This window comes from uncultured Murdochiella sp. (genome assembly GCF_902488755.1).
Taxonomy (GTDB): Bacteria; Bacillota; Clostridia; order Tissierellales; family Peptoniphilaceae; genus Murdochiella.
On record NZ_CABTXF010000036.1, the window covers coordinates 1 to 13,284 of the forward strand.

At 49.7% G+C, this 13,284-nt stretch carries 12 protein-coding genes and 1 riboswitch; of the genes, 10 read left to right on the forward strand and 2 right to left on the reverse strand.

The features are described 5' to 3' along the window. Window positions 1-123: 123 nt before the first annotated feature. Window positions 124-267, forward strand: coding sequence for a hypothetical protein (locus RDL68_RS04735; RefSeq protein ID WP_308540534.1), 144 nt, complete (start codon window positions 124-126; stop codon window positions 265-267). Window positions 268-572: 305 nt separating this feature from the next. Here the strand turns inward: RDL68_RS04735 and RDL68_RS04740 are convergent, their stop codons facing one another. Next, window positions 573-1,499 carry an aldo/keto reductase gene (locus RDL68_RS04740; RefSeq protein WP_308540535.1) on the reverse strand — a complete coding sequence of 309 codons (927 nt, stop codon included), beginning with the start codon at window positions 1,497-1,499 and terminating at the stop codon, window positions 573-575. Between the two features lie 363 nt (window positions 1,500-1,862). Here RDL68_RS04740 and glpK point away from each other — a divergent pair, with 363 nt between their 5' ends. The 6 genes from glpK (at window position 1,863) to RDL68_RS04770 (ending at window position 8,033) form a co-directional block, all read left to right on the forward strand. Next, a complete protein-coding gene (gene glpK, locus RDL68_RS04745) occupies window positions 1,863-3,365 on the forward strand; it encodes a glycerol kinase GlpK (RefSeq protein ID WP_308540536.1) in 1,503 nt (500 codons plus the stop codon). Beyond that, window positions 3,362-4,723, forward strand: coding sequence for a sodium:alanine symporter family protein (locus RDL68_RS04750; protein ID WP_308540537.1), 1,362 nt, complete (start codon window positions 3,362-3,364; stop codon window positions 4,721-4,723). The genes glpK and RDL68_RS04750 overlap by 4 nt, the downstream gene beginning before the upstream one ends. Window positions 4,724-4,918: 195 nt before the next feature. Then, the gene (locus RDL68_RS04755) at window positions 4,919-5,494 is read left to right on the forward strand and encodes a hypothetical protein (RefSeq protein ID WP_308540538.1); all 576 of its coding nucleotides are present in this window, start codon (window positions 4,919-4,921) and stop codon (window positions 5,492-5,494) included. A 15-nt stretch (window positions 5,495-5,509) separates the two neighbouring features. Beyond that, window positions 5,510-6,472 (forward strand): folate family ECF transporter S component, encoded by a 963-nt coding sequence (locus tag RDL68_RS04760; RefSeq protein WP_308540539.1) that lies wholly within the window; start codon window positions 5,510-5,512, stop codon window positions 6,470-6,472. Between the two features lie 6 nt (window positions 6,473-6,478). Further along, entirely contained in the window at window positions 6,479-7,171 is a 693-nt protein-coding gene (locus RDL68_RS04765; protein WP_308540540.1) for a YoaK family protein, read from the forward strand. 79 nt (window positions 7,172-7,250) lie between these two features. After that, window positions 7,251-8,033: a ZIP family metal transporter gene (locus tag RDL68_RS04770; protein WP_308540541.1), complete on the forward strand. Its 783-nt coding sequence runs from the start codon at window positions 7,251-7,253 to the stop codon at window positions 8,031-8,033. Window positions 8,034-8,116: 83 nt separating this feature from the next. Here RDL68_RS04770 and RDL68_RS04775 read toward each other — a convergent pair whose 3' ends face one another. Next, window positions 8,117-10,090 (reverse strand): fructose-1,6-bisphosphatase, encoded by a 1,974-nt coding sequence (locus tag RDL68_RS04775; RefSeq protein WP_308540542.1) that lies wholly within the window; start codon window positions 10,088-10,090, stop codon window positions 8,117-8,119. 288 nt (window positions 10,091-10,378) lie between these two features. Continuing rightward, window positions 10,379-10,547, forward strand: a riboswitch (Lysine riboswitch). A gap of 98 nt (window positions 10,548-10,645) precedes the next feature. Here RDL68_RS04775 and RDL68_RS04780 point away from each other — a divergent pair. The 3 genes from RDL68_RS04780 to RDL68_RS04790 form a co-directional block, all read left to right on the forward strand. Beyond that, complete coding sequence (locus RDL68_RS04780; RefSeq protein ID WP_308540543.1) at window positions 10,646-12,205, forward strand: ABC transporter permease subunit; 1,560 nt, start codon at window positions 10,646-10,648, stop codon at window positions 12,203-12,205. A 1-nt stretch (window position 12,206) separates the two neighbouring features. Continuing rightward, window positions 12,207-12,944 carry an amino acid ABC transporter ATP-binding protein gene (locus tag RDL68_RS04785; protein ID WP_308540544.1) on the forward strand — a complete coding sequence of 246 codons (738 nt, stop codon included), beginning with the start codon at window positions 12,207-12,209 and terminating at the stop codon, window positions 12,942-12,944. 116 nt (window positions 12,945-13,060) lie between these two features. Continuing rightward, window positions 13,061-13,284 (forward strand): hypothetical protein (locus RDL68_RS04790; protein WP_308540545.1); only part of this gene is annotated, 224 nt, incomplete at its 3' end.

Genomic DNA, 13,284 nt, shown 5'->3' on the forward strand with positions numbered 1-13,284 from the left:
CGCGAAAAAACGCTTTTGCCAGGGTCACTCAACTCCGAATCGACCCTGGCAGAACGCAAAAAACCGTTTTTGCCAGGGTCGAGCAACCTCATATCACCCCTGGCAAAATGAAAAAAACCGCTTTTGCCAGGGTCGTGCACCCTCGAATCACCCCTGGCAAAACGCAAAAAATCGCTTTTGCCAGGGTCGTGCATCCTCATACCGCCCCTGGCAAATAGCAAAAACAGCATTTTGCCAGGGTCAAAAATCGCATTGAACCCCTGTTAAAGGAAAAAATCGCCTCTGCCATGGCCACTCAACCCTCTTCACCCATAGCCAATCTTCAAAACAACCTTATCCAAAGCTTAGTCCTCTTCCACCTCTATCGATCCGAAAAAAAGCGTCGCCAAAACGTTGTTGGCGGCGCTTTTCCTTATAGCAGACATTTCTCGCAGCGAAATACAATTCGTATCACGAACGGTATGAGGCGAATGTTCGCGGCTTTCACCTAATCATAGGAGATATTCCTCCCAGCGAAATACAATTCAAACTTTGCGTGGCGCGTTAGGTGAATATTCATGGCATCCGTCCCATTAGGGGAGATATTTTCCTGCAGCTAAATACAACTCATACCACTCGTGATGCGTGAGACGAATATTCATGGCTTCCGCCGATTCTTTCAGGTGTTCGGGATTCATGGTTCCCACGATGACTTGGATATTTGCCGGATGGCGGAGAATCCAAGCTAAAGCGATGGCAGCCTTCGTCACCTGATATTTTTCTGCCAAGCGGGCGAGTTCGGCGTTCAGCTCCGGATAATCGGGATGATCTAAGAAGCATCCGTCAATCATGCCGTATTGCAGAGGCGACCACGCCTGAATCGTAATCTCATGCAAGCGGCAGTAGTCCAAAAGCCCATTGTCGCGATCTGTGGAACGATCCGTGGAAAGATTATTTAGATAGAGCGATTGATCAATAAGCTGGGATTGTTCCAGCGAGAGTTGCAACTGGTTAATAATCAGGGGTTGGCGGACATACTTGCGCAGTACTTCTAACATCATGGGAGGAACGTTGCTGACACCGAAATGACGCACCTTTCCGGATTCGACAAGAAGATCAAAGGCTTCGGCAACCTCTTGCGGATCGTAAAGAACATCCGGACGATGAAGGAGAAGCACATCCAGATAGTCAAGCTGCATTCGGCGAAGACTATCGTCCACACTCTCCAATATATTCTTCTTCGTCCAGTCGAATTCATTGCGTTCAAAGCAAAGACCGCATTTGGTTTGAATGAGAAGGTCTTCTCGATGGATTCCGGAAGCCTTTAAGGCATCGCCAAAGCGTGTTTCGGCAACGCCTTGGGTATAGCAGGTGGCATTATCGAAATAGTTGATGCCCAGATCAACCGCCGCCTGTATCATCGTTGCTGCTTCCTGTACGGAAAGATTCGGCATTCGCATACATCCGAGAATCATACGAACGACATTTTGAGGACCATTGGTCATGTTAATGGTATGCATAAGGTTCTCCTTTCTTTTACCTTTTATTCTTTACCCATGATGGAAGTGGTTTTATCGATAGAACAGCATTTCGATGGAATAAATGAAGGAATCCATTCTTGTTGCTAACCTCCTCGGCGAAAACCGAATTTCGACAATCAGTGGCTTTCGAGAGAAAAACGAATCTCGCTGCAATCAGCATTCTCGTTGCAACCATATATCCTCGACCATCCTCGTCAAGAAACCGTTCCGTTCACCACATCGGCTAAATAGATCTTATTGCGAACTAATTTATGTGCATCTTGTATAGTCAAACGGCGGACAATGGGAGATAATAGAATAAACATTCAGGAAAGTGAAGAATGATAACGAACGGAGGAATACGTGAAGAAGTATATTTTAGCGTTTGATGCCGGAACGACAAGCCAGCGCTGTTTACTCTTTGATCGTGACGGAAATATAGTCTCCGTTGCGCAGAAAGAAATTAAACAATACTATCCGCATCCGGGATGGGTGGAACATAATGCTGCCGAAATATGGGCGACGCAAATTGCCGTGGCAATTGAAGCCATGCAGCGAATAAGCGTATCGGCAGAGGAAATCTCTGCCATCGGGATTACCAATCAGCGCGAAACGACCATTGTCTGGGACAAGCAGACGGGGGAGCCGGTCATGCACGCCATTGTTTGGCAATGTCGGCGAACCGCTGATCTATGCGACCGGTTGCGCGAAGAGGGATATACCGAGCGCATCCGCCAAAAGACGGGACTGGAACTGGATGCGTATTTTTCCGCCTCGAAAATCCGCTGGATTCTTGACCATGTGGAGGGAGCGCGGGAGAAAGCGGAACAAGGCGATTTGCTTTTCGGGACGGTGGACAGCTGGCTTATCTGGAGGCTGACAAAGGGACGTTGCCATGTGACGGATGTTTCCAATGCCTCACGAACCATGCTGTTTAATATTCATACGATGGATTGGGATGACGAGCTGTTGGAACTTTTCCATGTGCCGAAGGCGATGCTTCCGAAGGTCTGTGCGTCCAGCGAAGTGTACGGAGAAAGTGACCGTTCCTTTTTTGGGACGCCGATTCCCATTGCCGGCGTTGCAGGCGACCAGCAGGCAGCGTTGTTCGGACAAACGTGCTTTTCGGCAGGCGACGTGAAGAATACTTATGGAACAGGCTGCTTTATGCTGATGAATACCGGTGAAAAGCCGGTAATGTCCCATCATGGTCTGGTCACGACGGTTGCCTGGAAGCGCGAGAATACGGTCTGCTATGCGCTGGAGGGGTCTATCTTTGTGGCAGGGGCAGCGGTACAGTGGCTGCGCGATGAGTTGCGTGTGATTGAGAGTGCGCCGCAGTCGGAAGAGTTGGCGCTTGCCGTGCCGGATACGAACGGGTGCTATGTAGTGCCTGCTTTTACCGGTCTGGGCGCACCGTTCTGGGATCCGTACGCACGTGGTACGATTGTGGGACTTACGCGTGGTGTCAACCGAAATCACCTGGTGCGGGCAACGTTGGAATCGATGGCGTATCAGTCGTTGGACGTTCTTGAAGCGATGCAGGAAGACGCAGGATTATCTCTCTCCGCTTTGCGTGTGGACGGCGGTGCGACCGAAAACAACTTCTTAATGCAGTTTCAGGCGGATATGATACGCACACCGGTGATTCGTCCGAAGTCCATTGAAACGACAGCGAAAGGGGCTGCATTTCTTGCTGGCTTAGCCGTGGGATTCTGGAAGGACTTGGATGCCTTGCGTGCGCTTCAGGCAGATGCAAAACAATATCTTCCGTCGATGGCAGAAGAGATACGAGAGAAAAAGCAGCGCGGATGGCACCGCGCTGTGCGGCTGGCGATGAATTGGGCAAAGGAGGAAGAAGAATGACGGCATTAAACACGATAGTAACCCTGCTTTCGGATAAAATCTGGTTTGTCCTCATGATTCTCCTGGTCGGCAGTGGTGTTCTCTTTTCCGTGCGGACTCGTTTTGTGCAGGTGCGACGATTTGGTCATGCTTGGCATCGTGTGTTCGGCACATTGACCCTGTTTGGGGATAAAGCCGAGAAGGAAGGCATGAGTTCCTTTCAAGCGTTGGCAACCGCGATAGCCGCGCAGGTCGGCACGGGCAATATCGCAGGATGTGCATCGGCACTGATTTCCGGCGGCCCGGGCGCGATTTTCTGGATGTGGTTGGCGGCCTTTTTCGGGATGGCAACCATTTATGCCGAAGCGATTATGGCACAGATTACACGCAAAAAAGACGAGGACGGACAGGTCATTGGCGGTCCGGTTTATTATATACAGGAAGCCTTTCACGGAAAGTTCGGTCGTTTTTTGGCCGCCTTCTTCTCTGTATCAATCATTCTTGCTCTGGGCTTGATGGGGAATATGGTGCAATCCAATTCCATCAGCGATGCCTTTTATTCGGCGTTTGGCTGGAACCGTCTTGTGGTCGGCGCAGGTGTTGCGGTGATTGCTGGCTTTATCTTTATCGGCGGCATTTCGCGCATTGCGCAGGTCACCGAAAAGATTGTTCCGGTGATGGCGTTTTTGTATCTCTTCGGCGGTGTGGTTTGCCTATTTATTAATCGTGCCAATCTGCTTCCGGCGATTACCTCGATCTTTGTCGGCGCATTTCAACCACAGGCAGTTCTTGGCGCGGGAATCGGTATCACCGTTCGTCAGGCCATGCGGTATGGTGTAGCGCGCGGATTGTTTTCCAATGAAGCCGGAATGGGCTCTACACCGCACGCTCATGCGATGGCGAAAGTGGACAAACCGCAGCAGCAAGGCGAAGTAGCGATGATCGGCGTTTTCTTTGATACCTTCGTTGTACTCACCATGACAGCTCTCATCGTGCTCTCTTCTGGCGAGCTTGGCGAAATGGTTCGCTCTGGTATAACGGGCACACCGGTTGTGCAGCGTGCGGTGGGCATGGCGTTTGGCAAGAATCTGGGTGCGGCATTTATCGCGATTGCGCTTTTGTTTTTCGCCTTTTCCACCATCATCAGCTGGTTCTTCTTTGCCAAACAAAATATGCTCTACCTGTTCGGCAAGAAGGCGGTAAAACCTTTTGCCGTGCTTGTGGTACTGATGATTGTTCTGGGAGCAACCCTTAAAGTGGAACTGGTTTGGAACATGGCGGATCTCTTTAACGCCGTGATGGTCTTTCCCAACTTGCTTGCTTTGCTGATGCTTTCCGGACGGGTGGCAAAATTATGCAAGGAAGCTGATCAAAAATAGCTTTTGACGCGATTCCGTTTTCTTTGTCGGGGTACAAAAGGGGCGAACCGAGTGTTGTATCGAGAGGGCGTTTTAGGAAGATCACGCTTTTGCGCGGTGTTCATTGGAAAAACGAAGAGCCGTCTCTTTTCGGACAATACACCGTGACGTGTTATCGGATACACAACGCTGCCTTTTTCGGATAACCGTTTTCCGATGACAAAGAAAGGAAAGACCATGAAAGCGGAAGACTATATTGTTGAACAAGTTCCCAAGCTGTATACCATTATTGCCTTAAAGGACTTTCGGCATACGCCAAACGTGGTGTTTGATGTGTTGCCGACAAAACTGATTCCTCGCGTGGACGGTTTAGATCGCGTGATTCATACGGGACCTGCCATCAGTCCAGGATCGGTTGGCGATGTTAAGCGTCCGTGGTACATGCATCCGGCGCAGTGGGATAATCTTTTTGTTCTGTTCGGCGAGCGTCATGTGGAGTTGTACACGCCGGAACATGGAAAAGTGGAAGATTTTATCGTCACGCCGGATTATATAGAGCATAATGGTAAGCGTGTGTTGGATGGCGGCGGCATTTTGATTTGGCCGACCTACGTATTTCATCGTGTGCAATCCGGTCCGGAAGGTTCGCGATCCATTAACTTGGCAACACGCGAAGAAGGAATCGACATGCGCAACAATTTTGATATTTATGACCTCAACGTCGAGACGGGCGAGTATCACGTCATTCGCGAAGGCTATAAAGATCAGAATATGGATGGCGCAAAACAGTAAGGAGAGAAAAATATCGTGAAGAAAAATTGGTTTGTTGTGTTGCTCACCGCGGGAGTATCCATGCTGGCGATTCGCATGGTTGGTGAGCCGGTAGTGTACACGGGCCTTATTGCGGCGTATTTTGGCGTGGCGTTATGCGGAATGCTGTCCAACCGCCTGATCGGCGCATCGACCGGAGGCGTAATTATTGCTCTCGGTCTTCTCATTCGTCGGTTTTGGCAGGAAATCCCGACGTTTAAGCCAAAGAAAATGGCGACGTGGACAGCGAATAATGAACAGTTTACGGCGTTTATCGGTCACTATTGGTGGGCGCTCGTTCTGGGCGGCATCGCTTTGGGCTTCTTAGCAGGGGTGTTGGGCGAAGCGTTGGAGAGACGAAGTAAAATACAGCCCCAGAAGGAAAAGAAGGAAACGGCGGAGCGTCTTTCTCCGGCACAGTATTTTACGCCGAAGCGCATTGCGCAAATGGCGATCTTCATCGCAATTGGTGTGGTGGTTAATTCCATGCGCGTCGGTTTTGTGAGCTTCGGCGGCTTGCCGATTATCCTTTCCGGCTATCTTTTTGGTCCTGTCGGCGGCTTTTTGATTGGTGGCGTGACCGATTTAGTGGCGTTTTTGGTGCGCCCATCTTCGTATGGCTTTAATATTGCTTTTACGTTGACTTCTGCGCTGACGGGAGCAATTCCGGTATTGGTGACCGAATTAGTGGGCGGAAAGAAAAAATTCACCTTTTGGCGTGTTCTGCTGGGCGTTGCGGTCGGACAATTGCTGACATCCGTGTTTTTGGTTTCGCTCTTTATGTCTATTTTTATCGGCGAAGCGGCAGCCAAGGCAAATTTCTTCCGTGCGTTGGTGAAACAGGGGCTTAGCGCACCGGTCTATGCGCTGTTGGTATTGTCTCTGATGGAGGCGCTTGCCAAATCGGGGCGCATGGGCGCCTTTTCCAGCAGATTGATCGCCTTACGGAAAAAAGCGTAGGAGGCGATGTTGAAACCGATGCGGGAAATCCGGATGTCGGAATCGATTCGCACGGGGGTATTGCTTGCGCTTGCAGGTGGTGCAATGGATGCGCATTCGTATCTGTTTCGAGGAAATGTCTTTTCCAATGCGCAGACAGGAAACATGCTGTTAGTGGGTGTTCATGCGGCACAAGGGGAGTTTTCTCTCGCACTATCGCATTTATGGCCTATTTTGGCATTTATGGCAGGCATTTTCCTTGCCGATCGTATACGCTACCGTAGCTCATTTTCTCGTCTGCATTGGCGGCAATGGGCAGTCGCGGTGGAAATTGTTTTGTTGGTTTTGGTGAGCGGATTGCCCAACGCTGGGGATGCGCTCGCCAATGCGCTTTTATCCTTTGCCTGCGGCATTCAGGTAGAAAGTTTCCGCTCCATTCATGGCAAGGCGGCAGCAACAACCATGCTTATTGGCAATTTGCGGAGCTTTACGACGGCGGCGGAACGTTTTTTGCGTTCGCACTCCCATGAAGCACTACGGCACATGGCGCTATACAGTGGGTTAATCGTAAGTTTTGTGTTGGGCGCGATTATCGAAAGTTGGCTCATTGCCTTGATGGGAAAAGCATCCATTCTCTTTTGTGTAATCCTGTTGAGTATTGTTTTTTGGCTGTTGTCGAATCACTCGACGAAGGATGGCTTATCGGAACAGAAAGATTGATAGTTGTGCATGTCCTTTTCGCTTGCCCATGTGCGGTAAGACAGAGAAAAAGGAAAATAGAAACGTAGAAAGAAGTGTAATGACGGAGCAGGTGTTTTTAGGGCTTTTTATCCCTTTTATTGGGACGACGCTGGGTTCGGCGTGCGTCTATTTTATGCGTGGCGAAATGAACCGTGCGGTGGAACGTGCATTGCAGGGCTTTGCCGCCGGAATTATGATCGCCGCTTCGGTATGGAGTTTGCTGATTCCGGCGATGGAACAGTCGGAAGCGATGGGAAAATGGGCATTTCTTCCTGCCGTGGGAGGACTTATGGCAGGCGTGCTGTTTCTTCTCTTTTTGGATCATGTCATTCCGCATCAGCATATCAACAGCGATACGGCAGAAGGTCCGGCGGTGCATTTGGCAAAAACCAATAAAATGTTTTTAGCCGTCACTCTGCATAATATTCCGGAAGGGATGGCGGTAGGGGTTGTCTTTGCCGGTGTGTTAGCCGGAGTGGAAGGCATTTCCGCACGTGGTGCGCTGGCGCTCGCTTTGGGCATTGCGATTCAGAATTTTCCCGAAGGCGCCATCATTTCGATGCCGCTTCACGCGATGGGCATGAAACGACAACGCGCATTCTGGTACGGTACGCTATCCGGCGCGGTTGAGCCGCTTGGCGCGGCAGTAACAATCTTTGCCACGGGGCTCGTTGTGCCCGTTTTGCCGTTTCTATTGAGCTTCGCCGCCGGTGCGATGCTCTATGTCGTTGTCGAAGAATTGATTCCGGAAATGAGTCAGGGGGAGCATTCCGACATTGGTCCCTTTGCTTTTGCGGTTGGCTTTGCTGTGATGATGGCGCTTGATGTGGCGTTGGGATAGCGCTTGACGGGCAAGAGAATAAAACGAAAAGGAGACACCGAATGCTCTTCGATGTCTCCTTTTTTGGTGGTGAAGAAAGAGAGTCAGGAACGAAGCGTTTCTCTCGTATGCGGAAGACTTTCCTTCATTTCGCCGCGTTTATAGGCACGGATGAGATCATGCAAATAGTCGATGGTGCGCTGATCCGCCTTGCCTTTGTCGGTGTCGCCAATCAGAAAACGGCGTTCATAGCGATCGACAGTTTCCACATGGGGCGAATATGTTTCGAGTCCATTCGTTAGTCCGTCAAAGTCCTGATGCTCCGCTAAAGCGATATGGTGGGAGTTAAAAATGAGCGTATAACCTGCAATGCCCGTTTTGGAATGGTAGGATTTTGCAATGCCGCCATCGATGACGAACAGCTTGTTGTGCGCTTTCTTTGGACTCTGTCCCTCTTTGCTTTTGACCGGGACATGTCCATTTATGATGTGAGCATGAGGATAATTCATGTCGAAGGCATCCAAAATATACTCGACCACTTCTTCGTTGTCGCAAAGCGAATAGTACGGATTCATTTTTTCTTTGCTCAGAGTTTTGTCCCCAACGAAGTAGTTTTCAAAGGTTGCCATCTTGCTTTTTCCGAAAAGCGGGCTTTTCGGTCCGCACCAGAGGTACCAGGTGAAATCGATGGCGTTTTTGGTTTTTTGCGCATCGCGTTCGCCATAGTACGCACTCGTCATCATGTAATCCACATAGTCCATCAGCTCTTTTCCAGCATAGGGATGTCCATCGATGACAAGAGAGTCGAAGGAGGCGTCTTCCGTCAGGGGCAGACAGCCGTGATAGAGCAAGTTGCCGTTATAGCAACGGTAGCTGGAACCTTGCAAAAAGAGGAAGGAAATGTGCCGTGCCAAGCGTTCGCTGTGCATAAACGAAGCACGTAAATTAAAGACGAGGTCTTCTTCCTCTTTGGTGAGCTTGAGCGGATCGTTCGGATCCACGGTCGGGAAGTTGGTATCTCGAAGAGGATAGCGCGTACCGTCGGTATCGACATACTCCATGGTTTTCCAGTCCACTTTTTTTAAGACGATGCGCTCATTCATACCGTATTCGGGATGGCGTTCCAGCAGCTGTCCTTCCAGCTTATTTTCCAAAATGGCAACGGCTTTATGCATTTGCGCCGCGCGTTCGATGGACCAGATGTTATAGACATTTTCATCAAAAATCTTCGGTTGGAAATAGGTGCAGGGATCTTCGCCGTACACATTCATCGCAAAGTCGTTGAGCGCGCGCAGATGGATGCCGTAGCCATCTTCCAGCACGTCAAAGGTGTTGTATTTGATGGCGTTGCGAAGGACGGACATGATGCAGGTTTCATTGCCTAACTGCGCACCCATCCAGACAATATCATGATTGCCCCATTGAATATCCACGTTTTTGAAAGCAATCAGTTCTTCAATGATTTTGTCCGGACCCGGACCGCGATCAAAAATATCGCCCACAATATGAATATGGTTTACGCAGATGCGCTGAATGGTATACGAGAGGGCGCAGAGAAAATCATAGGCGTCCTGTTCCTCGATAATTGCGTCGATCAGCGCATAATAATAGCTTCGGCGGTCAATTTCACCGTCATTGATTTCGAGCAGCTCGCCAATCAGCGTTTTGTATTCGTTCGGCAGCTTTTGACGAATCTGCTCGCGCGGATACTTGGAAGCGATAAAGCGTGCGACCTCAATGAGTTCCAAAATAATCTTTCGCACCCAACGCTCATCGTCAAGACGTTCCCTCTTTTTTTGCAGCGTCAGTTCCGGATAGTAAATGATGGCGGCGAGTTCATTTTGGTCATCCTCGGATAGGCGGGTACGGTAGACATCGCGCACTTTTCGGCGGATATTTCCCGATGCGGAGCGCAGCAAATGAATAAACGCCCGGTCTTCACCATGGACATCGCTGAAAAAATATTCCGTGCCCTTTGGCAGCAGCATTTCCGTTTTCAGTCGAACAATTTCACCCATTGCCGCACGGCGATTGGGGAATTGTCGGGCGAGCATACGCATAAGCATATCCTGCTTCAAGAGAAACTCCTTTCTTACGGTATGGGGCGTTTGTCGTGTCAAAGCACGGTGAACAGTGCGCCCGAACAATGCGGATGGTTTTCGATCCGTTTCTTCTGTTTTCAGTATAACAAAAGGACTGCCGACGGGAATAAAATGCGCAGTGAAAAGGGGCGTAAAATCATCCCTCGATGGAGAAAGAACACAAGTTGCTGTCGAACTAACCGGATTTTCCAATAAAAAAACGAATATTTGACAAATGAATACGACATCGCTATACTAAACCAAAATCAATACTCCTTATCGATTAGATGAGGTAGAGGAGCGAATACGATGAGTATCTCTTCGAGGCGGTAGCTGATGACGAGAGAGAAAGGCGGGTTCGCCGAAATGGTCTTTCGGACACGAGAGATTGTTGGGTCGGCATCAAATAGGTGCCGGACTGTCACCGAGAAATCGGTGGTGCGCTATCGGATTCGACTTTGCAGTGAGAAGGCGCACCCTTCTCACTTTTTTTGTTTTCAAAGTCGAGAATCATGGGTGAACGGCGTTCACCCTAACGGAACGGAGGAGAAAATGAAGCAGTGGAAAAAGGTCGCGACGACTATCTTTCTTGTGGTACTTCTGTTGCCAGCCATCGCTTTTGCTGATGGAGAGAACACCTTTGTCGTAGGCATGGAAGTGAACTATGCACCGTTTAACTGGTCGCAGACGACCGATGCAGACGGCGCGGTTCCCGTGGAGAACAGTCCGGGGGAATACGCGAATGGCTACGATGTCTGGATGGCGAAACGTCTGGCGGAAGGACTTGGGAAAACTCTGGTGATTCGCAAGATGGAATGGGACGGATTGTCTCCGGCATTAACGTCCGGAAAAATAGACGCCATTATCGCCGGAATGAGCCCGACACCGGAACGCCGAGAGGTGTTGGATTTTACTGAAAAATACTATTCGTCCGATTTGGTGATGGTGGTGAAGAAAGACGGCAAGTATGCGAATGCCGAAGCGCTATCCGATTTTGCCGGAGCAAAGATTACCGGTCAGCTCAACACGTTTCATTACGAAGTACTGGATCAAATTGAGGGCGTGTCGAAACAGCCGCCCATGGATACGTTTTCTACCATGATTACTGCTTTAAGCGCCGGTTCCATTGATGGCTACGTTTCTGAGCGTCCCGGCGCATTAGCCGCCGTGATGGCCAAGCCGGAGCTCGCCATGGTCGTCTTTGCGGAAGGGAAGGGTTTTACTTATGATCCGGAAAACACAACGGTGGCGGTTGGCGTGCGCAAGGGCGAAACGCTGAAAGATTCCCTTAACGCCGTTCTCTCCGGTATTTCCGAAGAGGAGCGCCTCGAAGCGATGGATCACATGGTCGCTTTGCAAAGTGGGGAAGAGGCGGCGGAAACCTCCTTTTTTGCCCAGGTGCTTGCTATATGGAAAGAATATGCACCCCTCTTTCTGCGCGGTACCGGCATTACGCTTCTCATTTCTTTCCTCGGAACCGCCTTTGGTTTGGTGATAGGCTTTGTCGTGCAAGTGATTCGTACCATTCCGACAGGCAAAAAGGCGGGAATCAAAAAGGGATTGATTCGTTTATTCCAGATTATCGGAACCATCTACGTCGAAGTGTTTCGCTCTACGCCGATGATTGTGCAAGCGATGTTGATCTTTTACGGCAGCAAACAGTTCTTTTCCGTAGATATGAATCCGCTTTTTGCCGCCTGTCTTATCGTTTCGGTCAATACCGGCGCATATTTAGCGGAAACGATACGCGGAGGAATCGATGCCGTGGATGCCGGTCAATTTGAGGCGGCACATGCGTTAGGACTCAGTCATGCGCAACAGATGATGTATGTGATTTTACCGCAGGCGATGCGTGCGATTTTGCCTTCCATCGGCAATGAGCTAATCGTTAATATTAAGGATACTTCGGTACTCAATGTCATCTCGGTGACAGAACTGTTCTTTATTACCAAAAGCGTTGCCGGATCGACATTCCAGATTTTCCAGGCGTATTTCATCGTGGCGATTATCTACTTTGTCCTGACTCGTTTGGCAAACATGGTGATTCGTTCACTCAGCAGAAAATTCAGTCCGGACGTTCCTTTTTCTTTAAAGAGTGCTACGGAGGTGTGAAATGGACAAGCAAACAATCCTTAATGTCGAACATCTGCAAAAAGTGTTTTCCGATCATGCCGTGTTAAAAGATATTTCTCTTTCGCTAGAAGCCGGCGAAGTCGTTTCGCTTATTGGTCCTTCCGGTGCCGGAAAATCCACTTTCCTTCGCTGTCTAAATCTTCTCGAAGAACCCACCGGAGGCGATATTCGTTTCCATGGACAGTCCATTTTAGCGCCGAAGTTCGACCTGCTACGCTATCATGCCAAGGTGGGAATGGTGTTCCAACAGTTTAATCTGTTCCGCAATTTAACCGTGTTGGAAAACTGTACGCTGGGACAGACAAAAGTGTTGCACCGTACAAAGAAAGAGGCGGAAGATATTGCGCTGCAAAATCTTCGCCGTGTTGGCATGGAGGAGTATAGCAAAGCGAAACCGACACAGATTTCCGGTGGTCAGCAGCAGCGTGTGGCGATTGCTCGCGCGCTCTCAATGGACCCGGAAGTTCTCCTCTTTGACGAGCCGACCTCCGCCCTTGATCCGCAGAATGTGGGGGAGGTGCTCAACATCATTGAAGACTTGGCAAAAGGTGGCATGACCATGATGGTTGTCTCCCACGACATTACCTTCGCCAAAAATGTGGCTACACGCGTTGCGTTTTTACATGACGGCTTTTTGGAAGCGATGGGAACGCCGGAAGAAATCTTTCTGCATCCTCAGAGCGAGGCGCTAAAACAATTTGTTCAGCAGCAGGAATAGCGAGCGACTAAGTATACGTCAAATAGAGAACCTAAGAGGTAAGATTAATAACATTTTCCTTTGATGACGAGATTATTACGGCTGTAAAATAGGAAAATGCGGAAAGCCGCCGTAAAGTGGGTGGAATATTTACGGCGGTAAAACGTAAAAATGCGGAAATCCACCGTAAATCCAGTGGCTGCATTACGGGTGTAAAACGCAAAAGTGCGGAAAGCCGCCGTAAAGTGGGTGGAAAATTTACGGCGGTAAAACGCAAAAGTGCGGAAAGCCCCCGTAAATTCAGTGGCTGCGTTACGGCGGGAAAACGAAAAAATGGGGGAAGCCGCCGTAATCTGCTCAC

Bases quoted from the DNA above. Each gene is read 5' to 3' on its own strand.
- RDL68_RS04740 (WP_308540535.1), bottom strand. From the start codon at position 1,499: ATGCATACCATTAACATGACCAATGGTCCTCAAAATGTCGTTCGTATG.
- RDL68_RS04750 (WP_308540537.1), top strand. From the start codon at position 3,362: ATGACGGCATTAAACACGATAGTAACCCTGCTTTCGGATAAAATCTGG.
- RDL68_RS04755 (WP_308540538.1), top strand. From the start codon at position 4,919: ATGACAAAGAAAGGAAAGACCATGAAAGCGGAAGACTATATTGTTGAA.
- RDL68_RS04765 (WP_308540540.1), top strand. From the start codon at position 6,479: ATGTTGAAACCGATGCGGGAAATCCGGATGTCGGAATCGATTCGCACG.
- RDL68_RS04770 (WP_308540541.1), top strand. From the start codon at position 7,251: ATGACGGAGCAGGTGTTTTTAGGGCTTTTTATCCCTTTTATTGGGACG.
- RDL68_RS04780 (WP_308540543.1), top strand. From the start codon at position 10,646: ATGAAGCAGTGGAAAAAGGTCGCGACGACTATCTTTCTTGTGGTACTT.
- RDL68_RS04785 (WP_308540544.1), top strand. From the start codon at position 12,207: ATGGACAAGCAAACAATCCTTAATGTCGAACATCTGCAAAAAGTGTTT.